Origin of the sequence: Streptomyces sp. SS7 (genome assembly GCF_037993025.1) — a bacterium.
In the GTDB taxonomy this organism is placed as follows: Bacteria; Actinomycetota; Actinomycetes; order Streptomycetales; family Streptomycetaceae; genus Streptomyces.
Map to the genome: position 1 here is coordinate 1560196 of NZ_CP141223.1, position 24340 is coordinate 1584535.

Annotated in this window: 20 protein-coding genes and 4 pseudogenes; 11 read left to right on the top strand and 13 right to left on the bottom strand. The window is 71.3% G+C overall.

Going from position 1 to position 24340, the window contains the following annotated elements:
* Positions 1-18: 18 nt before the first annotated feature.
* Positions 19-1401, bottom strand: coding sequence for an NAD(P)-binding domain-containing protein (locus tag U5640_RS07060; RefSeq protein ID WP_340374926.1), 1383 nt, complete (start codon positions 1399-1401; stop codon positions 19-21).
* A 197-nt stretch (positions 1402-1598) separates the two neighbouring features.
* Here U5640_RS07060 and U5640_RS07065 point away from each other — a divergent pair, with 197 nt between their 5' ends.
* Positions 1599-1973, top strand: a complete 375-nt coding sequence (locus tag U5640_RS07065) for a metalloregulator ArsR/SmtB family transcription factor (RefSeq protein ID WP_340374927.1) — start codon at positions 1599-1601, stop codon at positions 1971-1973.
* 242 nt (positions 1974-2215) lie between these two features.
* On the opposite strand, the pseudogene U5640_RS07070 reads toward U5640_RS07065, so the two are convergent.
* The 3 genes and pseudogenes from U5640_RS07070 to U5640_RS07080 all read right to left on the bottom strand — a co-directional run.
* Positions 2216-2862 (bottom strand): annotated as a pseudogene (locus U5640_RS07070) (NAD(P)-binding domain-containing protein); the annotation flags it as partial.
* A gap of 22 nt (positions 2863-2884) precedes the next feature.
* Positions 2885-3664, bottom strand: a complete 780-nt coding sequence (locus tag U5640_RS07075) for an MIP/aquaporin family protein (protein ID WP_340374928.1) — start codon at positions 3662-3664, stop codon at positions 2885-2887.
* Positions 3661-3969 carry a metalloregulator ArsR/SmtB family transcription factor gene (locus tag U5640_RS07080; protein WP_340374929.1) on the bottom strand — a complete coding sequence of 103 codons (309 nt, stop codon included), beginning with the start codon at positions 3967-3969 and terminating at the stop codon, positions 3661-3663. Before U5640_RS07080 ends, U5640_RS07075 begins: the two co-directional genes overlap by 4 nt.
* 92 nt (positions 3970-4061) lie before the next feature.
* On the opposite strand from U5640_RS07080, the gene U5640_RS07085 reads away from it, so the two are divergent.
* Together U5640_RS07085 and U5640_RS07090 are read left to right on the top strand one after the other, a co-directional pair.
* A complete protein-coding gene (locus U5640_RS07085) occupies positions 4062-4475 on the top strand; it encodes an arsenate reductase ArsC (protein WP_340374930.1) in 414 nt (137 codons plus the stop codon).
* Positions 4472-4905: pseudogene (locus tag U5640_RS07090) on the top strand (FAD-dependent oxidoreductase); the annotation flags it as partial. The gene U5640_RS07085 and the pseudogene U5640_RS07090, both read left to right, overlap by 4 nt.
* A gap of 76 nt (positions 4906-4981) precedes the next feature.
* Here the strand turns inward: U5640_RS07090 and U5640_RS07095 are convergent.
* From U5640_RS07095 to U5640_RS07110, 4 genes are all read right to left on the bottom strand, one after another.
* Entirely contained in the window at positions 4982-5905 is a 924-nt protein-coding gene (locus tag U5640_RS07095) for a 3-hydroxybutyryl-CoA dehydrogenase (RefSeq protein ID WP_340374931.1), read from the bottom strand.
* 109 nt (positions 5906-6014) lie between these two features.
* Positions 6015-7193, bottom strand: coding sequence for an acyl-CoA dehydrogenase family protein (locus U5640_RS07100; protein ID WP_340374932.1), 1179 nt, complete (start codon positions 7191-7193; stop codon positions 6015-6017).
* Positions 7194-7242: 49 nt separating this feature from the next.
* A complete protein-coding gene (locus tag U5640_RS07105) occupies positions 7243-8397 on the bottom strand; it encodes a CoA transferase (protein ID WP_340374933.1) in 1155 nt (384 codons plus the stop codon).
* On the bottom strand, positions 8394-9902 hold the full coding sequence (locus U5640_RS07110) for an aldehyde dehydrogenase family protein (protein WP_340374934.1): 1509 nt from the start codon (positions 9900-9902) through the stop codon (positions 8394-8396). The genes U5640_RS07105 and U5640_RS07110 overlap by 4 nt, the downstream gene beginning before the upstream one ends.
* A 262-nt stretch (positions 9903-10164) precedes the next feature.
* Here U5640_RS07110 and gabT point away from each other — a divergent pair, with 262 nt between their 5' ends.
* The 3 genes from gabT (at position 10165) to U5640_RS07125 (ending at position 13245) form a co-directional block, all read left to right on the top strand.
* The gene (gene gabT / locus U5640_RS07115; RefSeq protein ID WP_340374935.1) at positions 10165-11541 is read left to right on the top strand and encodes a 4-aminobutyrate--2-oxoglutarate transaminase; all 1377 of its coding nucleotides are present in this window, start codon (positions 10165-10167) and stop codon (positions 11539-11541) included.
* Positions 11542-12070: 529 nt separating this feature from the next.
* Positions 12071-12502 carry an ABC transporter permease subunit gene (locus U5640_RS07120; protein ID WP_340374936.1) on the top strand — a complete coding sequence of 144 codons (432 nt, stop codon included), beginning with the start codon at positions 12071-12073 and terminating at the stop codon, positions 12500-12502.
* A complete protein-coding gene (locus U5640_RS07125; RefSeq protein WP_340374937.1) occupies positions 12502-13245 on the top strand; it encodes an amino acid ABC transporter ATP-binding protein in 744 nt (247 codons plus the stop codon). Before U5640_RS07120 ends, U5640_RS07125 begins: the two co-directional genes overlap by 1 nt.
* 94 nt (positions 13246-13339) lie before the next feature.
* On the opposite strand, the gene U5640_RS07130 is transcribed toward U5640_RS07125, so the two are convergent.
* Positions 13340-14869 carry a PucR family transcriptional regulator ligand-binding domain-containing protein gene (locus tag U5640_RS07130; protein ID WP_340374938.1) on the bottom strand — a complete coding sequence of 510 codons (1530 nt, stop codon included), beginning with the start codon at positions 14867-14869 and terminating at the stop codon, positions 13340-13342.
* Between the two features lie 89 nt (positions 14870-14958).
* Here U5640_RS07130 and U5640_RS07135 point away from each other — a divergent pair.
* The 3 genes and pseudogenes from U5640_RS07135 to U5640_RS07145 form a co-directional block, all read left to right on the top strand.
* Positions 14959-16451, top strand: a pseudogene (locus tag U5640_RS07135) (aldehyde dehydrogenase).
* Between the two features lie 53 nt (positions 16452-16504).
* A complete protein-coding gene (locus U5640_RS07140) occupies positions 16505-17203 on the top strand; it encodes a type 1 glutamine amidotransferase (RefSeq protein ID WP_340374939.1) in 699 nt (232 codons plus the stop codon).
* A 582-nt stretch (positions 17204-17785) separates the two neighbouring features.
* A pseudogene (locus tag U5640_RS07145) lies at positions 17786-18247 on the top strand (ATP-binding protein); the annotation flags it as partial.
* 89 nt (positions 18248-18336) lie between these two features.
* Here U5640_RS07145 and U5640_RS07150 read toward each other — a convergent pair.
* Positions 18337-19863: an amino acid permease gene (locus U5640_RS07150; RefSeq protein ID WP_340374940.1), complete on the bottom strand. Its 1527-nt coding sequence runs from the start codon at positions 19861-19863 to the stop codon at positions 18337-18339.
* A gap of 208 nt (positions 19864-20071) precedes the next feature.
* Here U5640_RS07150 and U5640_RS07155 point away from each other — a divergent pair, with 208 nt between their 5' ends.
* Together U5640_RS07155 and U5640_RS07160 are read left to right on the top strand one after the other, a co-directional pair.
* Positions 20072-20812, top strand: a complete 741-nt coding sequence (locus U5640_RS07155; protein WP_340384982.1) for an FCD domain-containing protein — start codon at positions 20072-20074, stop codon at positions 20810-20812.
* A 44-nt stretch (positions 20813-20856) separates the two neighbouring features.
* Positions 20857-21591: a cache domain-containing protein gene (locus tag U5640_RS07160; protein ID WP_340374941.1), complete on the top strand. Its 735-nt coding sequence runs from the start codon at positions 20857-20859 to the stop codon at positions 21589-21591.
* Positions 21592-21665: 74 nt separating this feature from the next.
* On the opposite strand, the gene U5640_RS07165 is transcribed toward U5640_RS07160, so the two are convergent.
* From U5640_RS07165 to U5640_RS07175, 3 genes are read right to left on the bottom strand one after another with little or no spacing between them, the layout of a single operon-like run.
* Positions 21666-22895, bottom strand: coding sequence for an FAD-dependent oxidoreductase (locus U5640_RS07165; RefSeq protein WP_340374942.1), 1230 nt, complete (start codon positions 22893-22895; stop codon positions 21666-21668).
* A 1-nt stretch (position 22896) separates the two neighbouring features.
* Complete coding sequence (locus U5640_RS07170; protein ID WP_340374943.1) at positions 22897-23085, bottom strand: ferredoxin; 189 nt, start codon at positions 23083-23085, stop codon at positions 22897-22899.
* A gap of 55 nt (positions 23086-23140) precedes the next feature.
* Entirely contained in the window at positions 23141-24340 is a 1200-nt protein-coding gene (locus tag U5640_RS07175) for a cytochrome P450 (RefSeq protein ID WP_340374944.1), read from the bottom strand.

A 24340-nucleotide genomic window follows, 5' to 3' on the forward strand; every position in this document is an offset into this window, starting at 1 on the left:
CTGGTGGGGGTGGGCGGTTCAGCAGCCGCCGGACGGAGCCGGGGCGCCGATGCCGATCTGCAGGGTGGCCGGGGCGCCGCAGCAGCCTCCGGCCTCGCCGCCCTGGGCGGCGTCGGGGTCGTCGAACAGGCCCGCGCCCCCGCATACACCGGTCTCCGGCAGGGTGAGTTCGACGCGCTCGGCGGCCTCCTGGTCGCCGGCGATCGCCGCCGCGATGGAACGGACCTGCTCGTAGCCGGTCATCGCGAGGAACGTGGGCGCTCGGCCGTAGGACTTCATACCGACCAGGTAGATGTCCTTCTCCGGGTGGGCGAGTTCGTTCACGCCGTGCGGGTAGACCGTGCCGCAGGAGTGCACGTTCGGGTCGATCAGCGGAGCCAGTGCCGTCGGGGCCTGCAGGCGCTCGTCGAGGCCGAGGCGGATCTCGGAGAGGAAGGACAGGTCGGGGCGGAAGCCGGTGAGGACGATGACCTCGTCGACCGGGTCCAGGCGACGACCATCCTCGGCGACCAGGATCAAGGTTCCGTCACCGTCACGTTCCACGGCCTGGGTACGGAATCCGGTGACCGCGCCGGCATGGCCGTCCTCGACGGCCGCCTTGGCGCGCAGGCCGAGGGCGCCGCGGGCAGGGAGTTCGTCGGCTTCGCCGCCGCCATACGTCGAACCCGTGATCCCCCGGCGCAGGATCCACACCGCGTGCGTCCCGTCCTCCTCCTTGGCCAGGTCGGCGAGGTGGGCGAGCGCGGTGAAGGCGGAGGCGCCGGATCCGACGACAGCAGTGCGCTTGCCCGCGTAGCGGGCGCGGACGGCCGGGTCCTTCAGGTCGGGGACGCCGTAGGAGATGCGATCGGCGGCGGTCTTCTCGCCGAGGGCGGGCAGGCCGTTGGCGCCGAGCGGGCCGGGGGTGGACCACGTGCCGGAGGCGTCGATGACAGCGCGGGCGACGATCCGCTCCTCGCGACCGTCAGCGGCCTGGATGTGCACGGTGAAGGGCTGTTCGTCACGGCCCGCGTCGACGATGCGGTCGCGCCCGGAGCGGGCCACGCCGGTCACGGTCGCGCCATAGCGGACCGTGTCGCCCAGCACGTCGGCAAGCGGCTGCAGATACCTCTCGGCCCAGTCACCACCCGTGGGATACGTCGCCCCGTCGGGGCGCACCCAGCCGGTCGGGGCGAGGAGCTTCTCGGCGGCCGGGTCGGCGACCTCGGACCAGGGGGAGAACAGTCGGACGTGCGCCCAGTCGCGGACGGCGGTGCCGGCCGACGGTCCGGCTTCCAGCACCAGCGGTTCGATGCCCCGTTCGATGAGGTGGGCGGCGGCTGCCAGGCCGATCGGGCCGGCGCCGACGACCACGACGGGCAACTGGTCGATGGTGGGCACGCTGTTGACGGACACGGCCACGAGATTCCCCTTTGCTTCGACATTTGTCGATGACTTGCGAGGCCAGCATGGCACCTGATTCGACAAGCGTCAACATAGACATCTATCGAATCAGCGACCGTGTGGCACGTTCGGGCGGCAGCGATCGGGGGGCGACCCCGGGGTGCGGGCGGGCCCGACTCTCGCCGCACTGGTTCGACATGTGTCAACATAGATGCATGTCGAATACCAAGACGCTGCCGCTGCTGGAACCCGCCGCTGGAGCTGTGGCGCCGTGCTGCCCGCCGCTCACCGAACGCCCGTTCACCGCCGAGGAGGCCGAAACGGCGGCGGCGATGTTCAAGGCGCTGGGCGACCCGGTGCGGCTGCGGCTGTTCTCGGCGGTCGCCTCGCACGAGGGCGGCGAGGCATGCGTGTGCGACATCTCCGACGTCGGCGTCTCCCAGCCGACCGTCTCCCATCACCTGAAGAAGCTCAAGGAAGCAGGCCTCCTCACCTCCGAGCGGCGCGGCACCTGGGTCTATTACCGCGTCGAGCCGTCCGTGCTGGCCGCCATGGGCAAGCTGCTGACCATCGCGCCGGCCGCGGCCTGACTACGGCCACGAGCAGGAAACACCTGCAGTACAGCGCGTCCGGCTGGAGCTGTCCGCCGCCTCGGGGGTGGAGGAGCGGGTGCGTGACCTTGCGGGACGGGAGGGCGGCTGCTGCTCGTTCTTCACCTTCGACGTCACAGGCGACGGCGGTGCCGTCCGCCTGGACATCGCGGTGGATCCGGTGCACCAGCCGGTGCTGGACGCACTCGCCGGGCGGGCCGCCGACCTGGCCGGGCTCGGAGAGTGCGCCCCTCGTCCAGGGCGCGGCGGCGTGCGGTGGCCACGTCGAACAGAGCGCGCCCGTCGATGTCGTCGGCCAGGAAGCGGGGCGACCGCTGCGTCACCCAGGTCAGATCCGTGTCGTACGCCAGGTCGGCGGCGATCTGGGCGCCGGAATTGCCCCCGCCCACCACGATCACGCGTCGGCCTGCGAAGTCGGCAGGGCCGCGGTACTCCACCGGTGCAACTGGCGGCCCTCAAAGGCCGCTCGGCCGGGGACAGCGGGGAGGAACGGCCGCCACCGGGTGCCCGTCGCGCTGATCGCCGAGCGGGCGTGCCAGGTGCCGGAGTCGGTTTCCACGCGCAGAAGTCGGCCGGCCCGGTGGACGCCGAGGACGCGTACGGGGCGCTCGACGGGCAGCTCGTACCGCTTCTCGTAGTCGGTGAGGTACTGCACCACGTGTTGCGCGTCGGGGTAGGTCCGGCCGGTCCGCGGTGGCATGAGGCGGCCGGGCAGCGAGGAGTACGCGGCCGGGGAGAACAGGCGCAGCGAGTCCCAGGCGTGCTGCCGGGCGCCGCCCGGCGTGGTCCGGGCGTCGAGGATGACGAAGTCGATGCCCAGGCGGCGCAGGTGGTAACCGGCGGCGAGCCCGGCCTGGCCGCCGCCTATACCACCACCTGCGTTGTGTGGCTCATTCGGCCGATCGTCCGGGCATGAAGACGAGGGCCACCAGGGCCAGTCCGACCACGCCGCCGATGAGTTGCATGCCGATGAACCCCGCGAGTGAGCCGGGCGCGATGCCCGCGAAGGTGTCCGTGAAGGCACGGCCGATCGTCACCGCCGGGTTGGCGAAGGACGTGGACGAGGTGAACCAGTACGCGGCGCCGATGTAGGAGGCGACGGCGACGGGCGCGAACTGCAGGCGGTTGGCCCGCGCCAGGCCGAAGATCAGCAGGATCAGGCCGGCAGTGGCGACGACCTCGCCGAGCAGCAGGTGGCCGGCGGAGCGGTCGTGGGTGGACCACTTCACCAGTGGTTCGCCGAACATCGCGTCCGCCAGGATCGCGCCCGCGATCGCGCCCACGACCTGCGCGGGCAGGTAGACGGCCACCTCGCGTGAGGTGACCCCGGCGCCACTGCGGCGGGCGGTCCACCACTCGGCCAGTGTGACGACCGGGTTGAAGTGCGCGCCGGAGACCGGGCCGAGCAGGAGGATCAGGATGCCGAGGCCGAAGACGGTGGCCGTGGAGTTGGCCAACAGCTGCAGGCCGACGTCCCTGGTCAGGTCGGTGGCCTGGATGCCGGAGCCGACCACGACCGCCACGAGCAGCGCCGTGCCTATGAGTTCGGCGGCGGCCCGGGCAACCAGGGGGGTACGCGGCGGGGTGGCACCCGGTGCGGGCCCGACGAAGGCGGGTTCGGCGGTGGCCGGCGCGGACTCCGCGGTCGGGGCGGCTTCGGCGGGGGTCATGGGCAGGCCCTCTTGTTCTCGGCGGCGGTGCGAGCGGACTCGGCCAGGTCGGCGAACTGGCCGGCGAGTGAGGCGATGACGTCCGCCTTGAGCCGGTAGTAGATGTACCGGCCGCACGGCTCCGTCTCGACCACCCCGGCCTCGCGCAGCACCTTCAGGTGGTTGGAGAGGTTGGTCTGCCGGGCACCGGTCTCCTCCACCAGGTGGGTGGTGCACAGCGTCTCTTTGGCCAGCAGGGTCACGATCTGGAGCCTGAGCGGGTCGGCCAGAACCCGGATCAGGTCAGTGTCGACTGACGTCATCATGGACTGATACCGTCACATCAGTGGTGACTGACACCACCGGGTGCTGACGTCATCCGCGCCTGATGCCGTCGTGAGACAAGAGAGAGCCTCCGATGTCCGACAAGCCCTCCGTGCTGTTCGTCTGCGTGCACAACGCCGGCCGTTCCCAGATGGCCGCCGCGTGGCTGACCCACCTGGCCGGGGACCGCGTCGAGGTCCGCTCCGCCGGCTCCAACCCGGGCGCGGGCGTCAACCCGGCCGCCGTCGAGGCCATGGCCGAGGTCGGCATCGACATCTCCGCCGAGGTCCCGAAGATGCTCACCGTGGACGCGGTCAAGGAGTCGGACGTCTGCATCACCATGGGCTGCGGCGACACCTGCCCCGTCTTCCCGGGCAAGCGGTACCTGGACTGGCAGCTGCAGGACCCGGCGGGCCAGGGCGTCGAGGCCGTGCGTCCGATCCGGGACGAGATCAAGGTGCTGGTGGAGGGCCTGATCAAGGAGGTCGCGCCGGAGCCCCAGGCATGAGCGGCACGGCGACGGACATACGCAACGTCATCGGCTCCGGCCCCACCGGATACACCGCCGCCCTCCACACCGCCCGCGCCTCGCTGAAGCCGCTGGTCTTCGAGGGCGCGGTCACGGCCGGCGGCGCGCTGGTACAGACGACCGAGGTGGAGACTTCCCCGGCTCCCGCGACGGCATCATGGGCCCGGAGCTGATGGAGAACATGCGGGCGCAGGCCGAACGCTTCGGGGCTGAGCTCGTCCCCGACGACATCGTCGCCGTCGAACTCACCGGCTCGGTCAAGACCGTGACGGACAGCGCGGGTACGGTCCACCGGGCGAGGGCCGTGATCGTGGCGACCGGCTCGCAGCACCGCAAGCTCAGTCTCCCGGGCGAGGACGCGCTGTCCGGCCGGGGCATGTCGTACTGCGCGACCTGCGACGGCTTCTTCTGCAGGAGGAGGGCTTGCAGGTCGACCTGGTTGTCCTGGCCGGCTCGCGCCCTGTCGACGCTCGCACCCGGAGGGCTCAGCGGGAGTAGTCGTGGAAGCCGCGGCCGGTCTTCTTGCCGAGCAGACCGGCGTCGACCATGCGCAGCAGGAGGGGCGGCGGGGAGTGCAGGGGCTCCTTGAACTCCTCGTACAGGGAGTCGGCGATGGCCTTGAGGGTGTCGAGGCCGATGAGGTCGGCCAGCCGCAGGGGGCCCATGGGGTGGGCGCAGCCGAGGACCATGCCACTGTCGATGTCGGTGGCGGAGGCGAAGCCGGATTCGAGCATGCGGACGGCGGAGAGCAGGTACGGCACGAGGAGCGCGTTGACGACGAATCCGGCCCGGTCCTGGGAGCCGATGACGTGTTTGCCGAGCACGCCGGTGACGAAGTCCTCGGCACGGGCCCTTGTCTGACTGCTCGTCAGCAGGGAGGGCACCAGTTCCACGAGGCCGAGGACCGGCACGGGGTTGAAGAAGTGGATGCCGATGACCTGGCCGGGCCGGTCGGTGGCCATCCCCAGTTTCATGATGGGGATGGAGGAGGTGTTGGAGGCGAGGATCGCGCTCGGGCGGGTGACGACCTGGTCGAGCGTGGCGAACACCTCGGTCTTGATCCGCTCGTCCTCCGCGACCGCCTCGATCACGAGATCGCGGTCGGCCAGGTCCGCGAGGTCGGTGGTGAAGCGGATGCGGCCGAGTGCGGCGTCGCGGTCGGCCTCGGTGAGCTTGTCGCTGCGCAGACCGCGGTCGAGGGAGGCGACGACTCTTCGGCGTCCTGCGTGCGCGGACCCGGGACCCGTCTCCCGGACGACGACGTCGAGGCCGGCGCGTGCGCAGACCTCCGCGATGCCGCTGCCCATGAGTCCGGCTCCGACGACGCCCACGCGGCGGACGTCCTCGGGGGTGGTGCCGTGCGAGGCGGACGGTCGGCGGGGTGCCGGTGATGTGGCCGATGGAGCCATGGATTCTCACTCCCTGACGGGACCAGAGGGAAACGACGGACGGGGTGGGATCCGGTTCCGGACGCGGGAAGGCCGTCGGCCGCGTCCGGAACCGGGGTGCCGGGCCGCGTCAGCGGTAGGCCGCGTGGCCGGTGAGGGCCTGGCCGACGACCAGGGTGTGCATCTCGCTGGTGCCTTCGTAGGTGAGCACCGACTCCAGGTTGTTGGCGTGGCGCAGCGGCGAGTACTCCAGGGAGATGCCGTTGGCGCCGAGGACGGTGCGGCACTCGCGCGCGATGGCGAGCGCTTCGCGGACGTTGTTGAGCTTGCCGACACTGATCTGCTCGGGGCGGATGCGGTGCTGGTCCTTGAGCCGGCCCAGGTGCACGGCGAGCAGTGCGGCGCCGCCCAGGGACACGCTCATGTCGGCGAGCTTCTTCTGGGTGAGCTGGAACGCGCTGATCGGCTTGTCGAACTGCACGCGGGAGCCGGCGTAGTCGAGGGCCGCCTGCAGCGAGTCGCGGGCCGCGCCGACGGCTCCGAACAGGATGCCGAAGCGGGCCTCGTTCAGGCAGGACAGCGGTCCGCGCAGGCCCTGGGCGTGCGGCAGCCGGGCGGAGTCGGGCAGCCGCACGTGGTCGAAGTACAGCTCCGAGGTGACGGACGCGCGCAGTGACATCTTCTGCTTGATGTCCTGCGTGGTGAAGCCGGGCGTCCCGCGCGGCACGAGGAAGCCGCGCACGCCGTCCTCGGTCTGCGCCCAGACGGTGGCCACGTCGGCGATGCCGCCGTTGGTGATCCACATCTTGGAGCCGTTCAGGATCCAGTCGTCGCCGTCCCGGACGGCCCTGGTGCGCATCCCGGAGGGGTTGCTGCCGAAGTCGGGCTCGGTCAGGCCGAAGCAGCCGATGGCCTCACCGGCGGCGAGGCGGGGCAGCCACTCCTGCTTCTGTTCCTCCGATCCCCACTTCCAGATGGAGAACATCGACAGCGAGCCCTGCACGGAGACGAAGCTGCGGAAGCCCGAGTCCGCCGCCTCCAGTTCCAGACAGGCCAGCCCGTAGGAGACGGCGTTCGTCCCGGCACAGCCATACCCCTCGAGGTGCATGCCGAGCACGCCCAGCTTGCCGAGTTCGGGGGCGAGCTCGCGGGCGAAGTGGGCGTTCTCGAACCACTCGCCGACATGCGGGCGCACGTGGTCGGAGAGGAACTTGGCGACGGTGGCCTGGATCTCGCGCTCCTCGTCCGTGAGGACGGAGGAGAGGTCGATCAGGTCGAGGGGGTCCTTCATCGGCTTGGCGCCGCTCATCATGGGCTCCTAGGAGTGCTGATCGGGTCGTGGACGGTGTGGCCGGCGGTCAGGAGTCCAGCCAGGCCCTGAGGTCGTCGGTGTGCTCGCCGAGGCGGGGCGGGTGGCGTTCGTAGCGGGGCGGGGTGTGGGAGAGGCCGATCGGGTTGGTGACCAGGTCCATGGGGGAGCCGTCCGGCCCGGTGACCGTGGCGCGGGGGCTCAGGCCGAGCGTGTCGGCCAGGTCGAACGCCTGCGCGAGGTCGTTCACCGGTCCGCAGGGCACGCCGAGCGGCGTGAGGCGGTCGAACCATTCCGCTGCGGTCCGCGCCGACAGCAACGTGCCGAGCTTCTCCGCGAGTTCGTCGACGTGTGCCACCCGGTCGGTGTTGGTCGCGAAGCGGGGGTCGTCGGCCAGATCCGGGCTGTCGAGCCCTTGGCACAGGGCGCGGAACTGCCGGTCGTTGCCGACGGCGACGACCAGCGGCCGGTCCTTCGCAGGGAAGACCTCGTACGGTGCGATCGAGGGGTGCCGGTTGCCCAGGATGCCCGGCACCTGGCCGGCCAGGGTGTAGCCGGCGGCCTGGTTGACCAGGCTGGACAGCAGGCAGGAGAGGAGGTCGACCTGGACGTGCTGCCCTTCTCCCGCGGCCTCGCGGTGCCGCAGCGCGGCCAGCACTCCGAGGGACGCGTGCAGCCCGGTGAGGACGTCGACGAGGGCCACGCCCGTCTTCACGGGCTGCCCGGGGGCCGGCCCGGTGACGCTCATCAGGCCGCCGACCGCCTGGATCAGCAGGTCGTAACCGGGCAGCGCGGCACCGGCCCCGGCGCCGAAGCCGGTGATCGAGCAGTAGACCAGGTGCGGATTGAGCTCACGCGCCCGGTCGTAGTCGAGCCCGTACTTGGCCATCGTGCCCGGCCGGAAGTTCTCGAACAGGACGTCGGCTCGGCGTACCAGCTCCCGCGCCCTACGCAGGTCCTGCTCGTCGCGCAGGTCGAGCGCGAGCGAGCGCTTGTTGCGGTTGACCGAGAGGTAGTACGTGGCTTCGCCCTGGGCGCGGGGCGGTCCCCAGGCCCGTGTGTCGTCCCCGGTGACCGGCTGCTCGACCTTGATCACGTCGGCCCCGAGGTCGGCCAGCAGCATCGTGGCGTACGGGGCGGCCAGGACGCGCCCGAAATCGGCGACGAGCACGCCGGAGAGGGGTCCACCGGATGCCGCGCTCACCGGTCTCGCCTCTCCGACGGGCGTACGTACACCGTCTTGGTCCGGGTGAAGAACTCGCGGGCCGCCCTGCCCTGCTCCTTGGGGCCGTACGCGCTCTGCTTGGCACCGCCGAAGGGGACGTGCGGGTCGGCCCCCGCGGTCTCGGAGTTGATGTGGAGCACACCCACGTCGACCTGCTCCGTGGCGGCGGCCACGGCCCGCAGGTCATCGGTGAAGACGGCCGCGGAGAGGCCGAACTCGCTGTCGTTGGCCAGGGCGAACGCCTCCTCGACGTCGCGGGCCCGGCGCACGGACAGCACGGGGCCGAACAGCTCCTGTCGCCACAGCGGATCGTCGCCGGCGAGTTCGACGACGGTGGGCTGCAGGAACGCGCCCGTCATACGGTCGTCGTCGTACGGGCGCCCGCCCGCGAGGAGCTCCACCCCAGGGCGCTCCGTTCCCTCGTTCACCGACGACTGGATCTCGTCCCGGGCCTGGAGCGAGACCACGGGCCCCATCTCCGTGCCCTCTTCCAGCGGGTCACCGACGCGCAGGGCCGACGCCCGCTTGGTGAGCAGGGCCAGGAACTCGTCGGCGATCGGCTCCGCCACGATGAGCCGCGAGGTGGCGGTGCACTTCTGGCCCGTGGAGCGGAAGGCTCCGGCGAACACCTCGCCGGCCGCGAGTTCCAGATCGGCGTCGGCGAGAACGACAGCCGCGTTCTTGCCGCCCATCTCCGTCTGGACGGGCCGGGCCAGCCGGCCGCACGCCGCGATCAGGTTCCGGCCGACGGACGTCGCCCCGGTGAACGTCACCGCGTCCACTCCCGGATGCTCCACCAGCCGGCCCCCCAGTGCGCCGCCGCCGATCAGAAGTGACAGCACCCCCTCGGGCAGTCCCGCCTCGACGAGGGCCTCGGCCAGCCGTACGGCCAGCAGCGGGACCAGGCTCGCGGGTTTCCAGACGACCGTGTTGCCGTAGCTGAGGGCGGGGGCGATCTTCCAGGCCGGGATTGCGATGGGGAAGTTGAAAGGAGTGACCACGGCGACGACACCCACCGGGCGGTGGATCACGTGGATCTGCTCGCCGGGCCGTGGTGAGGCGAAGACCTCGCCGACCGGGCGGGACGCCTCGCTCGCGTAGTAGCGGAAGATCTCCGCGGCGCGCCGTACCTCGCCGACGCCCTCGGCCCTGGTCTTGCCCTCCTCCCACGACAGTTCCGCGCCCCAGACCTCGGCGTTCGCATCGAGGACGTCGGCGGCCCGGTCCAGGATCCGGCCCCGTACGTGGTGAGGCGTCGCCGCCCAACGGGGGAAGACATCGCGGGCGGCGGTGACGGCCTGGTCGAGATCGCGGTCCTGGGCGAGCCGGCCGGCGGCCACGGTCTCGCGGGCGCGTGTGGGACTGACGTCCAGCAGTTCGTCGCCGTCGCCGGTCCGCCACTGTCCCGCGACCAGATGGCGCAGCGACCGGGCGGACCTGTCGATTCCACCTGCCGTCACGCTGCTGGCTGCGCTCTGTCGCATCGGCCTTCCTTTCCAACGGTCCTATGGGTCGGATCAAACCGTCCTGGGCGACGAAACGGTCGTACGCGCCACGCGTCCGAAAGCGCCACGCCGGCTCCTCGGTTTCATGAGGCGGCCATTCTTGGGACCGGACGGCCGATACCGCACTCGACGGGATGTCCTGCCCTGCACGGGAGGAGCACTCCGATCCGTCCATGGCCGACCGCGCACGGCGGTGCTTGGCTCATCGCTCCCAGCCCCTTCACATCCCGGAGGATGTTCCATGCCCGGTGCTTCCCGTCCGGTCGGCGGTCCCGGCCTCGCGCAGGTTCGGCGGGTCGTGAGCGAGGTCCCCGGCCCGCGGTCCCGTGAGCTGCTGGCCCGTCAGCGCGGCCTGGTGCCGGCCGGCGTCGGCGCCGTCCTGCCCGTGTTCGTGGAGGCGGCCGGAGGCGGGGTGATCGTCGACGCCGACGGCAACTCCTTCATCGACTTCGGCAGCGGCATCGCGGTCACCACGGTGGGCAACTCCGCCCGGGCGGTGGCGGAGCGCGCGGCCGCGCAGCTGCGCCGGTTCACCCATACCTGCTTCCTGGTCAACCCCTACGAGTCCTACCTGGACGTGTGCGAGAAGCTGAACGATCTGGCGCCGATCCCGGGTGACAAGCGCACGATCCTGGTGAACTCCGGGGCGGAGGCCGTGGAGAACGCCGTCAAGATCGCACGAGCCGCCACCGGACGCCCCGGCATCGTCGTCTTCGACCACGGCTTCCACGGGCGCACGCTGCTCACCATGAGCCTCACCGCCAAGAACAAGCCCTACAAGCAGGGCTTCGGACCGTTCGCCCCCGAGGTCCACCGGGCGCCGATGGCCTACCCGTACCGCTGGCCCGGGGGCCCCGAACGCTGTGCCGAGGAGGCCGCGTCCGCCCTCGCCGACCTGCTGGACCGGCAGGTCGGCGCCGACAACGTGGCCGCGGTGCTGATCGAACCGATCCAGGGCGAGGGCGGCTTCATCGTCCCGGCGCCCGGCTTCCTCGGGCGCGTCGCCGAGATCTGCCGCAGCCGGGGCATCCTGCTGATCGTGGACGAGATCCAGGCCGGCATCGCCCGCACCGGCCGGATGTTCGCCTGCGAGCACGAGGGCGTACAGCCCGACCTGATCACCACCGCCAAGGGGCTCGCCGGCGGGCTGCCGCTGGGCGCCGTGACCGGCCGCGCCGAGCTGATGGACGCCGTCCCGGCGGGCGGACTCGGTGGCACGTTCAGCGGCAGCCCCGTGGCCTGCGAGGCAGCGCTCGGCGTCTTCGACGAGATCGAAGCGGGCGACCTGCTGGAGCGCGCCCGGGAGATCGGCGACACCATGCTCGAGTTCCTCGGCGATCTCAGCGACCGGTATCCGGTGATCGGAGACGTCCGGGGACGGGGCGCCATGATCGCCGTCGAACTGGTGGAACAGGACGGTGACCGGGTGCCCGCCCCCGACCTCGCCGCCCGCGTCGCCAAGCGCTGCCACGCGGACGGACTGCTGGTCCTGACCGCGGGCAGCTACGGCAACGTATTGCGGTTCCTGCCTCCGTTGTCGATCTCGGACGCCCTGCTGGAAGAAGGGCTGGCCCTTCTGGGCGAGGCGATCGCCAAGGAGACCGCCTGCGCCGCCTGAGCCGGTCCGGCCGGCGCCCCTGGCCCTCGGCCGGAGGCCGGACCGCGCTCCCGCCGACGTGACCGGAGCATCGGCCCGTCGCCGGCCTCCACGGGCATCGGGCGCGCCCGGGACATCGACGTCATGCCAGACAGTCAGAGCGGTCCCGACGCCTCCGCCGAAGCAAACCGCTGGCACAGGCCCAGAACGCGCCTCACAGCAGCCGAGCCCGTGGCTGCGCATCCCACCCCCTCTCCTCTTCTCACCGTGGAAAGAAGCCATGAAGAAGAAGCTCTCCTGCGCCGCCGTCACCGTGACGATCGCGGCGCTGGCGCTCACAGCGTGCAGCTCCCCGACTGGCGCCGACACCTGACCGAAGTCCTCGTCCTGGTCCTCGGCCTGCTGTTCGCAGTCGCCCGGCTGGTCCCGGGCCGAGCGGGACGCCCCGTGCGTGCCCTCGCCATCGCGTACATCGACGGGATGCGAGCGGTGCCGGCGATCATCATCATCTACCTCATCGGATTCGGGCTGCCGCTGCTGAGACTCCCCCTTGCTCTCCGGCCTGTCTCCCGAATGGTTCGCCATCATCGCGCTGACCCTCACCTACAGCGCCTACGTGGCCGAGATCTACCGTGCGGGCATCGAGGTGATCCATCCGTCCCAGTGGTCGGCTTCCCGTTCACTCGGGTTCTCCTACGCGAAGACCCTCCGCTTCGTCATCCTGCCCCAAGCGGTCCGCGGGGTGATTCCCCCTCTGCTCAGCGCTTTCATCGCCCTGCAGAAGGACACGTCCCTCGTGAACATCATCGGCACGATGGACGCCTTCAACCAGGCGAAGTTCTACTCCTCGGCGAGCTTCAACCTCTCCTCGGTGACGGTCGTCGCCGTCCTGTTCGTCATCATCACGATCCCGCAGACCCGATTCGTCGACTGGATGCTCGCGCGAGGTATGTCCCGCCGCGGCCGCGCAGGAGGCAAGTGATGTCCTTCATCGAACTCGTCGGACTGCACAAGAGCTATGGCCGGCACACAGTGCTCCAAGGCATCAACCTGCAGGTCCAACGCCACCAAGTGGTCACGCTGATCGGCGCCTCCGGCTCGGGGAAGTCGACCCTGCTGCGGTGCGTCAACGCCCTCGAACCCGTCGATGCCGGCGAGATCCGCCTCGACGGAGACGTCGTCAGCGGACCGGGAGTGGACGTCAACCGCCTCCGGCGCCGGGTCGGAATGGTGTTCCAGTCCTTCAACCTGTTCCCGCACATGACGGTGCTGGACAACATCGCTCTCGGGCCGATCAGGCTCCTCGGCGCGGACCCGAAGGCCGCGCGGGACCGTGCCCGGTCGCTGCTCGAGAGGGTGAACCTGGCCCACCGCGCCGACTACTACCCCGACCAACTGTCCGGCGGCCAGCAGCAGCGCGTCGCGATCGTGCGCACCCTCGCGATGGATCCGGACGCGGTCCTCCTCGACGAGATCACCTCGGCCCTCGACCCAGAACTGGTGGCAGAGGTCCTCAATATCGTCCGAGAGCTCGCCGCGGACGGCATGACCATGATGCTCGCCACCCACGAAATGCACTTCGCGCGCGAGGTGTCGGACCTTGTCGTCTTCCTGGAGCAGGGGCGATTGCTGGAGCAGGGCCCGCCGGAGCAGGTCTTCGGTGACCCGGTCGAGCCACGGACCCGCGAGTTCCTTCGACAGATCGTCGAGGCAGGACGCCTCTAGTGCCGGTGAACCTTTCCGGTCACGGCACCAGGTCCAGCCTGTCGAGCGCCGCGGGTCACGCCCTCCGCCGCGCGACGCGGAGCAGCCGTACGGGTCACCCGCGCCCGCAGCCTCCCCGCCATGCCGACGACGCCAGCAGGAGCTCGGCCCGCACATGGGCCGAGTCCAGATCCGCGCCGAGCAGGCTCTGTATGCGGTCCATCCGGCTGCGCAGCGTGTGGCGGTGTATGCCGAGGGCCGTGGAGGCCGCCTCCCACTGACCGTTGTGTTCCAGGAAGGTGCGCAGCGAAGCGAACAGGTCGGTGCCGTTGTCCGCGTCATACGTGGCCAGCGGGCCGAGGCGGGATGCGGCCAGGGACTCCAGGAGCTTTCTCGTCTCGGGGACGGCGGTGAGCAGGTGACCGGCCAGCGCCTCGAAACCGACGACGTCCGCGCTCGCCCGGGCGTGGGCGACCGAGGCGGCGTTCAGGGCCTCGGTCAGGGCCGCCGGCCCCTCGGTCAGGGGGTGGGCGGCGCTCAGACCGGCCCAGGTGCGCGACGTCAGCCGGGCCCGCGTGCCGTCGGTGACCGTCTGTGCCGTGGCTGCGTGACCGGCGGGCAGCAGTGCCGCCGCGCATCCGTCGTGCACGCACCCGAACAGCGGCAGGCCGCGCTCGGCCAGTTCCTCCCCCACTGCCTGCAGGGTCTGTCGCGGGCCGTGGCCCCGCAGGGCGAGGACGCGGATGCCGTCGCGGACCGGGAATCCCGCTTCGGTGAGGAGGTCCACGGCGGCTGCCGCCTCGACTGTTCCGTCGAAGACCATCCTCAGGAGCATGGCGTTGACGCGGTTCTGCTCGTCGCGCAGGCGCAGCGGCTTCTCCGCCTCCAGCGCGATCAGCGACGCGGCGTGGCCGAGCAGGAGGTGGTCGACCGGTGTGAGCGTCCGGTCGGCGATCAGGGCCAGCCGGCCGTGGACGCGCGGCCCCACGCGGACCTGCTGCAAGGCCACCACGCCGTCCGGGCCGGCGCTCACGGCGGACGCCGCCTCGTCCGGCGCGCGAACGCCGTTGAGAGCGGCGGTCCGCGGAACGGCGGCGTCGGGCGGATGCGCGGCGCGGGCCTTGCCCTCCTGGTCGAGGAAGATCACACAGGCGCCCGTGGACACGGCCAGCTCCCGCACCACGGCCTGCGCCCCGCCGTGCAGTGCGGCCCGGGTCATGCGCGGCTGGATCCGTGACGCCTGGACGACACCCTCGTACTGCTGCTCGGCCAGGCGTTCCATCACCGCCCTGGTCACGGCCACGAAGGGCGTGGGCAGCGGCACCTCCAGCAGAACGAGCCCGGTCTCCTCGGCCGCCTCCGTCAGTTCCGTGGGCACCCGCTCGTGCGTCAAGCCGGTACCGAACCCGAGGGCAGCGACTCCGGCCTGGGCCAGACGCCGTATGTAGTCGGCGCGCGCCCCGGGCGACGCGGGCAGCCGCAGCCCGGTCGTGAGCACCAGCTCGCCGCCGGCGAGCCACGGCGCCGGATCGGCGAGTTCGATGCTGTGCGCCCAGATCACTTCCCGGTGCAGCCCGGCGCGGCCCGCCACCAGCCGCAGGTGCAGCTCCTGGCGCCGCAGCAGCCAGACGAGGGGGACTCCCATCCACTTCACCGTCCGACGTCGAAGGTTGACCTTTAAAACTAGAGTTTACTATATTTCACTGATCCGTACTGCCCAGGAGAGGTCTCTTCATGCCCAGCTCCGCCACCCGGGACAGCTTTGCCGACCAGGCCCGGAAGATCTCACCGCAGTCCGACGCCTACATCGGGGGCCGCTTCGTGCCGGCCGTCTCCGGGCGGCGGTTCTCCTGCCTCTCGCCCCGCGACGGAGCCCTTCTGGCCGAGGTGGCCGAGTGCGGGCCCGAAGACGTCGACCGCGCGGTGCGGGCCGCCCGTGAGGCGTTCGAGGCAGGTCCCTGGCCCCGCCTGTCCCCCCAGGGACGCCGTAAGGTCCTGCTGCGCTTCGCACGTCTGATCGACGAGCACACCCACGAACTGGCCCTGCTGGAATCGCTGGACATGGGCAAGCCGGTCATGGACGCGCTCAACGTCGACGTGCCGCTGACCGTGCGCTGTTTCGAGTTCTACGCCGAGGCCGTCGACAAGCTGTACGACGAGGTGGCGCCCACCGGCCACGATGTGGTGGCCACGATCACCGGGAGCCGCTCGGCGTCGTCGGCGCGGTGGTCCCGTGGAACTTCCCGCTGATGCTGGCCGCGTGGAAGATCGCCCCCGCGCTGGCAGCGGGCAACTGCGTCGTGCTCAAGCCCGCCGAGCAGTCCCCGCTCACCGCCCTGCGGATCGCCGAACTCGCGGACGAGGCCGGATTCCCGCCGGGCGTCCTCAACGTCGTCCCCGGTTTCGGCCCTACGGCCGGCGCGGCGCTGGGACGCCACCCCGAGGTGGACCTCATCGCCTTCACCGGGTCCGGCCCGGTGGGTCGCCTGTTCCTGCAGTACGCCGCCGCGTCCAACCTGAAGCAGGTGGCCCTGGAGCTCGGCGGCAAGAGCCCGCAGCTCGTCTTCCCCGACGCGGACCTGGACCGGGCGGCACAGGCCGTGGCGGGCGGCGTCATGTTCAACCAGGGCGAGGTGTGCGCCGCCGGGTCGCGGCTGCTGGTGCACGAGTCCATCCGCGAGGAGTTCGTGGCCAAGGTGGTGGAAGCCGCCAAGGCGTGGACGGTCGGCGACCCGCTCGACCCCGCGACCCGGGTCGGCGCACTCGTCGAGGAGAAGCACCTGCAGCGGGTGCTCGGCCATGTGGAAGCCGCACACGCCGACGGCGCCAGGCTCCTGCTCGGGGGCGACCGCGCGCGGGTCTCCTCGGGCGGCTGGTACCTGGAACCCACCGTCTTCGACGAGGTGCGCCCCGACGCCCGGCTGGCTCAGGAGGAGGTCTTCGGCCCCGTCCTGGCCGTCCTCGGCTTCCGCACCACCGAGGAGGCCGTGGCCCTCGCCAACGGCACGCGGTTCGGCCTGGCGGCCGCCGTGTGGACGCAGCACCTCACCACCGCCCACCAGGTGTCCCGCGCCCTGAAGGCGGGGTCGGTCTGGGTGAACAACTTCAACGACAGCGACATCACCACCCCCTTCGGGGGCTGCAAGGAGTCCGGCAACGGACGCGACCGGTCCCTGCACGCGCTGGACAAGTACACCCAGCTGAAGACCACCTGGATTCAGCTCTGACCAGAGGGGCGGACCATCGCCGCCCCGCTTCTCGCTCGCCGTCTGGAGACATAGTGACCGGCTCCCGCCGTTGTGTCGTCGTCGTCCACGATCCGCAGGACAGCATCGGCGTCCTCCCGGACATCGCCGCCGAGCTGGACCTGGACCCCTTCGTCGTCTCGGTCGAGGACGCCCTGCCGGCGCCTTCCGAGGTCGACTGCGCGATCGTCCTGGGCTCGCCCGAGTCGGCGTACGACAGCCGCCTGCCCTGGCTTGCCACCGAACAGCTCTGGCTCCGCGCGCTGATCAGTGCCTCCGTACCGGTGTTCGGGGTCTGCTTCGGGAGCCAGGCGCTGGCCCGCGCCCTCGGCGGCAGCGTCCACCGCAACCACACCCCCGAGATCGGCTGGACGCCGGTCGACACCGCGGACCCGGCGCTCCTCGCCCCGGGCCCCTGGCTGAACTTCCACTTCGACGCCTTCACCGTGCCTCCGCGCGCGACGGAGATCGCTCGCACGGCGCTGGCCCCCCAGGCCTACGTCGAGGGCCGCTGCATGGGCGTCCAGTTCCACCCCGAGATCAGCGAGGAGATGTACGAGGGCTGGCAGCGGTACTGGCGCGGCTCCCCCTCGGGGGCGCGGATGCTCGCCGAGCTCGGTGACCTGCCGGAGCGGCTGCGGGACGAGCTGCGGCAGCGGGGCGACCTCAACGCCAAGATGTGCTCGGACCTGCTCGGCGCCTTCCTGGAGCGCACCGCCAGGGTCGGCGAGTAGCCTGCTGGCAGGGGGCGGAAGGCAGGGGGCAGGCCCCGACGACGACGATCCACGGCACAGGGCGGACCGCTGACGGTCCACCGGGCGGCGGCAACCCGTACAGTCCGCTCACGGCCGCCACCGCGGTGCTGGACCAGGACGGCAGGGTCATCGGCTGGACGGGTGCCGCGGCGGACCAGTACGGCTTCACCGCGGCGGAGGTCCTCGGGCGTCCCTTCCACGAAACTCTGCAGCACGCGCAGGACAGTCCCCTGACCGCGCCCCGCCCGGACGGACGTCCGCGGCACGGCCGGTGTGAGAGCCGCACCCTCCGCCACCGCGACGGCCGGCCCGTGCCCAGCATGCTGCACCTGAGTCCGATGACCGTCCCGGTGACGGTCGACGGCTCCGGTGCCGCCTGGCTGGTGGTGCTCGTTCCCACCGGTCGTCTGCAGCGGTGGGCCACCGACCAGGCCATGCTGAGCGGACTGTTCGCCCAGTCGCCCATCGCTCTGACGGTGTACGGGCCCGACAGCCAGGGAGCTGACACCCGCCGACGCGTGTTCCGCGATCGCCGCCCTGACGGCCGGCGACGCGGCGCGCGACGACGCGGCCCTGCTGCTGATGCGCGTCCACCGTCTGGCCGCGTCCCACATGGCGAGCTGGGCCATCGGCGCGGACCCCTCGGAGGTGGCCAGGGCCCGGAACACGGCCGCGCGGCAGCTGACCGACTGGGGGCTGGACGACGTGGCCTTCGTCCTGGAGCTGGTCGTCAGCGAGCTGGTGACCAACGCCATCCGCTACGGCGGTGCTCCCGTACGCCTGCGTCTCCTGCGGGACCGGGACCGCGCGCTGATCTGCGAGGTCTCGGACGGCGGCCACACGTCACCGCACCTTCGGCGGGCCGGCCTGGACGACGAAGGCGGCCGCGGACTCTTCCTGGTGGCCCGGCTCACCGAGCGTTGGGGCATCCGTCACACGCGTGACGGAAAGACGATCTGGACCGAGACCCCCCTCGGCGCCAGAGGCGGAGAGTCCGCAGTGCTCGACTTCGGCCTGCTGTGACGCGCGGCAGGCCTCTCTGCCGGACCGGCCGGTGGGCTCTCGACCTGTCGGCGGTCGAGAGCCCACCCGTCCGGGTCGGGGAGCCGACGTCAGACGGAGGCAGCCGATGAGGACGACTCGGCCACCGGGCCCACCTGCCGCGTCGTCACGGCGTCCCCGGCTGGCGCGTCACCCCGCAGGTGCGGCTTCGCCAGGGCCATGTACAGCGCACCGATTCCGACCACGACCGCGCCGCTGACCAGCACGATGTAGTTGTCGTACCACGGCGTGCCCGGTGTGCGCGGCCAGCAGATGTTGACCAGCGCCACGATGCCGTAGACGAGGCCGCCGACCGTGACCGGCAGCCCCCAGCGGCCGAGCCGGTAGTCGCCGGAGGGCACCCACCCGCGCACCCGCGCCCGCAGTGCCGCGAAGACCACCATCTGGAAGGCCAGGTAGATGCCGAGCGTCGAGAAGGAAATGATCTTGACGAGGGCGTCGGCGGAGAACGCGGACCCCACGATGATGAGCGCGGGCAGGACGGCGGCGAGCAGCAGCGCGTTGGGCGGCACGTGCAGCCGCTCGGAGAAGGTCGCCAGCACGCGGCTGCCGACGATCATCCGGTCGCGGGCGAACGAGTAGGTGAGCCGGCTGGCCGCCGCCTGCAGGCTCATGGCGCAGGAGAGGAAGGACAGCAGCACGACGACGAGGACGACCCGGGCACCACCGCTGCCGAACGCCTCGGTGAGCACGGAGGTCACCGGGTCGGCGTCCTTGCCGCTGATCACGGCACCGAAGTCGGTGACGGCGAGGATCAGGGCGAGACACACCCCCATCGACGCGGCGCCGCCGATGTAGATGGTGCGTCGCATGGACGTCGGGATGCGCCTGCCGGGGTTGGGGACCTCCTCGGCCACATCGCCGCACGCCTCGAAGCCGTAGTACTGGAAGACGCCGATGAGGGCCGCCGCCGAGAAGGCGTAGAGGTAGGAGTGGTCGCCCTGGGCACCGAAGCCGTCGAACAGCACGCTCAGCCCGTGGTGCCGGTGGGCGATGAGCAGCCACGCGCCCACCGCTATGGCGCCGACGATCTCGGCCACGAATCCGAAGACGGCCGCCGCGGAGAGCACCTTCGTACCGCCGAAGTTGATCAGGGTGGCGAGGAGGAGCAGACCGAGGGCGCAGGCGATGGTCGTTCTCGTGTCCGACGTGAACCCGAAGACGGCGGCCACGTAGGGGCCGGCGCCGTAGGCCACCGCCGAGATGGTGGAGAGCAGAGCGAGGAGATAGATCCACCCCGTCATCCACCCCCACTTGCGACCCCACAGGCGCCTGGCCCACGGATAGACCCCTCCGGCCACCGGGAACTGCGCGACGACCTCGCTGAACACGAGGGCCACCAGCAGCTGCCCCACGCCGGCGATGACGAACGCCCAGATCATGGGCGGGCCGCCGGCCATCAGCGAGGCGGCGAAGAGGGTGTACACACCGACGACGGGCGAGAGGTAGGTGAACCCGAGCGAGAAGTTCGCCCACAGGCTCATGTCCCTCTTGAACTCGGACTCATAGCCCAGCGCCGCGAGACGCTGGGAGTCGGCGTCTGCGGGCGGTGGAGGGGTGGGTGTGGCGTCGCGCATGGACGAACTCCTTGAGGCAACACGCTACTGCGGTCGAGGTCGACGGGACAGGCGGGGAAGCGGCGTCGACGAGGCCGGCAGATGGCCGGCGTCCTGAATGGGCGAAAACCTACGACATTGAAGGTCATAGGACAAGGGTTTGGTTGGTATCCTGAAGCGGTTTCGGGTTACGGCTGTATGGCGACCGTCGAGGAGGGCCGTGGCTGCAATGAACGGCCACTCGCCGGTGATGAGCGCGGTGTTGGCACCCCTGACCGACTCCGGCCGCGCGGACATGGTGGTCCGCAGGATCGCCGAGGCCGTCACGCTGGGCCTCATGGCCGAGGGCGAGCAGCTCCCCAGCGAGAGCGACCTTGCCGAGCAGCTCGGCGTGGCCAACGGCACCGTCCGCGAAGCGCTGGCCATCCTGCGCGAGCAAGGGCTCGTGGAGACCCGGCGCGGCCGCAACGGCGGCAGCTTCATCCGTAAGCCCGAGGAGGGGCTGGCCAGGATCCACCAGGGCCGGCTGAAGGACATCGGCCTGTCGGAGCTGCGCGATCTCGGCGACGAACAGTTCGCGGTGTCGGGCACGGCGGCCCACTTCGCGGCCGAGCGGGCCCCCTCGGACCTCGCGGACCGCCTGGAGAAGCTGGTCACCGCCCTGCGCAAGGCGGAGACACCCGCCGACCGCCGCAAGGCCGACGCGCGCTTCCACATCGAGGTGGCCGTGGCCTCGCAGTCGGTCCGGCTGACCCGTCTGGAGGTGCGTCTGCAGGCGGAACTCGGTCCCTTGCTGTGGCTGCCGGACCTCGACGCGCCCGATGTCACGGAGTGGGCCGACCAGCACCACGAGATCCTGGTGGCGATCGCCGCCGGCGACGCGTCCGCCGCCCGCAGACTCGCGGAGCGGCACACCGTCGCGGGCGCCCACCATCTCGTACGGACCCATCTGCGGTTGACCGACTCCTGAACCCCCGGTGGCGGCACGCCACCCGTTGCCCCGACGGAGCAGTGATGACCAGCAACGCAGCGACCGGCATCGCCCGATGCGCCGACTCCCTCCGCATCGCGGTGGAGTCCGTGTTCTCGTCGCTGAGCGTCCTGGACGCAGAGGCGCAAGCTGTTCTGAGCGCGGCGCTCTCGCACGGCAGACAACCGAGGAGCGAGGATCTCGCGCCACTGCGGCCGGTGATCCAGTCGGTCCTGGCCGCGCAGGAGGGGCGTTTCAACGGCACGGGAGTGGTCATGGCGCCGGACGCGCTGTCCGATGCCCGACTGCACCTGGAATGGTGGCAGCGGGCCGGCGGGAAAGGCTTCCGGCCGCTGCGCCTGGACCTCAATCCGCGCAGCGAGAACTACTACGACTACACGCTCAAGCCGTGGTTCGCGATCCCCCGGGACGAGGGGCGCGGCACGGTCATGGGGCCGTACGTGGACCTGCACGGGGCCGACCTCTACCTCCTGACGTTCGCCCTTCCGCTGATGGTGCGGGGCAGGTTCGTGGGCGTGGTGGGAGCGGACGTACCGGTGAGCGGTTTCGAACCGCTCGTCGTGCCCGCCCTCAAGCAGCTCGGCTGCGACGCCGTCGTGATCACGGGCGAGGGCCGGGTGCTCGCGGCGAACACGCCCGTGTGGGCGGTGGGCGCCCTGGCCCGGGACCTGCTGCCCGAGGACGTGGGCACGGAACGCGCGCGCGTGCGCACCCCTGAGGCCGACTGGAGCGTGGTGTGCGTCGACGCCCCGCACTGAAGCCCGGCAGTGCCCTGACACGCGCAACGCGTGGGTGGCGCCCCCTGGCTGAGTCAGGGGGCGCCACCCACGCGTTATGTACATGCCGGGACGCCGACGCCCGCGTCCACGAGTTTGCGGTAGTGGGGAGCGCGTGCCGGTAGGTTCACCGTGACCACTCCCACGAGTGCGGCACCCCGCCGGTACCCCACCGCGACGCCCTTCGCCAGATCGGAGGGGGCCGACAGCTCCCCTTCCAGGACTTCCACGCGGTCGGCCAGGGCCGGGGCGCCGAAGCTCTGCAGGCGCAGGTCGAACTGGTCGCTCCAGAAGGTCGGCAGCGGCGTGAACTCCTGCTCGTCCACCGCCTCCGCGGCGAGGTGGGCCGCCAGGGTGCGAGCCGCGCGGCGGGCCGTCTCCGTCGGCATGCACCAGTGCTCCACCCGGCGCGCCGTCGCATCGAAGCGGGGGTTGGGGAAGCGTGCGACATCCCCCACCGCCACGACGTCCGGGCGGCCCTCGACGCGCATCAGGTTGTCGCACAGCAGGCCGTCGGAGAGGTCGAGCCCCGTGCCCTCCAGCCACTCCACGTTGGCGTACGAGCCCACTGCCTCGACCACGACCGTTGCCCGCAGGACCGTTCCGTCGTCGAGCTCGACGGCGGTGACCCGCTCACCGCCGTGCAGCGCGGTCACGACCCTGCCGAGACGGAAACGCACCCCCTCGGCCTCGTGCCGGCCCTGGACCGACCGGCCCAGCCCGTCGCCCAGGACCCGTCCCATGGGCACCCCTGCGGGCTCGACGACGGTGACGTCGCAACCGAGCCGCCTGGCCGTGGCCGCGACCTCGCAGCCGATGAATCCCGCGCCCACCACCACGACCCGGGCGCCCGGGGTGAGCTCGGCGCGCAGGCTCACGGCGTCCTCGACGGTGCGCAGCACATGGCGGCCACGGCTCGGCTCCGGCATGGGAAGGCGCCGGGGCCGCAGACCGCTGGCGACCACGAGACCGTCGTACGACAGCGTCGTCCCGTCGGCCAGCCCCACAGTCCGCCGCTCCAGATCCGCCGAGACCACCGGTACGCCGAGCCGCCAGTCGACGTCGTCGAGGGACGCCCGCCTGCGGAAGGCGAGTCCGGCGTGTGCTTCGGCCGGGTCGGTCGCCTGCCCCGCCAGCACTTCCTTCGACAGGGGCGGACGGTTGTAGGGCGGATGGGGCTCCGCTCCCACGACGGTGACACCGCCGTTCCACCCGGCCGCCCTGAGCTGCTCCGCGGCCCGCAGGCCGCCCATCGAGGCCCCGACGATCACTATGTGTCGGGACACCTCAGTCCTCCAGGGTGATGGCCTGCTCGGGACAGACGTCCGCGGCGTCCTCCACGTCCTGGCGCAGCCGCTCGTCGGGTTCGGTGACCCAGGTCAGCTTGCCGTCGTCGCCGAAGCCGAAGGCGTCGGGGGCGGCGATGACGCACTGTCCGTGGTCCTGGCATTTGTTGAGGTCGACACAGATCTTCATGTCCGGTGCTTCTTCCGTGGGGCGTGGCGGGGTGGCGGGGCGGCGGGACCCGGGGTCAGTTGCCGGGGGTGAAACGGAGGGGCAGTTCGACGGGCCCGGTGTTGCCGCTGGCCGGCAGCCAGGTGGCGGTGCCGTCGATCCGCGGTGCGCGCAGGCGGCGGGCGAGCAGGGGCAGGGCCTCGCTCATGTCGCTGCGGGCGACGAAGTGGCCGAGGCAGTGGTGGGCACCGCCGCCGAAGCCGAAGTGCGGAGGGCGTTCGGCGGTGATGTCGAATCCGGGGTCCGGGAGGGCGGCCGGGTCGGTGCCGGCGACCTGGGAGAACAGGTGGACGGTGGTGCCCTTGGCGATGTCCACGCCCTCGTGGGTGAAGTCCTCGACGGCTTCGCGGGTCACCCAGGTCACGGTGGGGTTGACCCGCATGACCTCCTCGACGGCGGCACCGCCGAGGTCCGGACGCTCGGCGAGCAGGCGCCACTGGTCGGGGTGCTGCATGAACGTCTGCAGCGCGAGGCCCAGCTGATTGCGGGTGGTGTCCATGCCTCCGAAGATCAGCAGGACGAGCATGATCCGCAGTTCCTCGTGGCTGAGGCTGTCGTCGTCGCGTTGGGCGAGCACCAGGCGGCTGACGAAGTCCTCGCCGGGGTTCACGCGCCGGTCGGCGATGAGGTCGTCGGCGTAGCCGTACAGGCCCTCCAGCGCGGCCTCGATCTTCGGCAGGTCCTGCTTGAACGTGACGCCCAGGGCGAGTCCCATGTCCGACGACCAGGTGGCGATCGTCTTCCACTCGCTCTGCGGGATGCCCAGCATCATGCAGATCACGCGGGCCGCGTACGGCTCGGCGAACTGCGAGACGAACTCACACCGGCCCTCGTCGTGGAAGGCGTCGACGAGTTCCTCACCCAGCGCGCGGAACTGCGGGCCGAGCGAGCCGATGAGTCTGGGCGAGAAGGCGGGGTTGACCAGCCGGCGCAGCCGGGCGTGGTCAGCGCCCTCCTTGTTGAGCAGGACGTGCCCCCACCAGTCGGCGAAGGGGCCGCTCACGCCGTTGTGCCGGGGCCAGGCGTGGCTGCCCTGACGCAGCCGCCGGTCCTTGAGCAGCGTCTTGACCGCGTCGTAGCGGAGCGCCGCGAGTCCGTAGTCGGTCCGCGCGCACCAGCTGCGTGCGCGGGCGGCCACGACGTCGTCCGACGTCATCGCGAAACCGGGGTCGGCGACATTGAGGAACGGAAGCTCCTGGGTGCTGGATACCGCCAT

Excerpts from the sequence above, each read along its gene's own strand:
- U5640_RS07080 (WP_340374929.1), bottom strand. The coding sequence starts at position 3,969 with ATGATGACGTCAGTCGACACTGACCTGATCCGGGTTCTGGCCGACCCG.
- U5640_RS07075 (WP_340374928.1), bottom strand. The coding sequence starts at position 3,664 with ATGACCCCCGCCGAAGCCGCCCCGACCGCGGAGTCCGCGCCGGCCACC.
- U5640_RS07085 (WP_340374930.1), top strand. The coding sequence starts at position 4,062 with ATGTCCGACAAGCCCTCCGTGCTGTTCGTCTGCGTGCACAACGCCGGC.
- U5640_RS07095 (WP_340374931.1), bottom strand. The coding sequence starts at position 5,905 with ATGGCTCCATCGGCCACATCACCGGCACCCCGCCGACCGTCCGCCTCG.
- gabT (WP_340374935.1), top strand. The coding sequence starts at position 10,165 with ATGCCCGGTGCTTCCCGTCCGGTCGGCGGTCCCGGCCTCGCGCAGGTT.
- U5640_RS07100 (WP_340374932.1), bottom strand. The coding sequence starts at position 7,193 with ATGAGCGGCGCCAAGCCGATGAAGGACCCCCTCGACCTGATCGACCTC.
- U5640_RS07130 (WP_340374938.1), bottom strand. The coding sequence starts at position 14,869 with ATGGGAGTCCCCCTCGTCTGGCTGCTGCGGCGCCAGGAGCTGCACCTG.
- U5640_RS07160 (WP_340374941.1), top strand. The coding sequence starts at position 20,857 with ATGACCAGCAACGCAGCGACCGGCATCGCCCGATGCGCCGACTCCCTC.
- U5640_RS07155 (WP_340384982.1), top strand. The coding sequence starts at position 20,072 with ATGAACGGCCACTCGCCGGTGATGAGCGCGGTGTTGGCACCCCTGACC.
- U5640_RS07175 (WP_340374944.1), bottom strand. The coding sequence starts at position 24,340 with ATGGCGGTATCCAGCACCCAGGAGCTTCCGTTCCTCAATGTCGCCGAC.
- U5640_RS07065 (WP_340374927.1), top strand. The coding sequence starts at position 1,599 with ATGTCGAATACCAAGACGCTGCCGCTGCTGGAACCCGCCGCTGGAGCT.
- U5640_RS07170 (WP_340374943.1), bottom strand. The coding sequence starts at position 23,085 with ATGAAGATCTGTGTCGACCTCAACAAATGCCAGGACCACGGACAGTGC.
- U5640_RS07150 (WP_340374940.1), bottom strand. The coding sequence starts at position 19,863 with ATGCGCGACGCCACACCCACCCCTCCACCGCCCGCAGACGCCGACTCC.
- U5640_RS07125 (WP_340374937.1), top strand. The coding sequence starts at position 12,502 with ATGTCCTTCATCGAACTCGTCGGACTGCACAAGAGCTATGGCCGGCAC.
- U5640_RS07110 (WP_340374934.1), bottom strand. The coding sequence starts at position 9,902 with ATGCGACAGAGCGCAGCCAGCAGCGTGACGGCAGGTGGAATCGACAGG.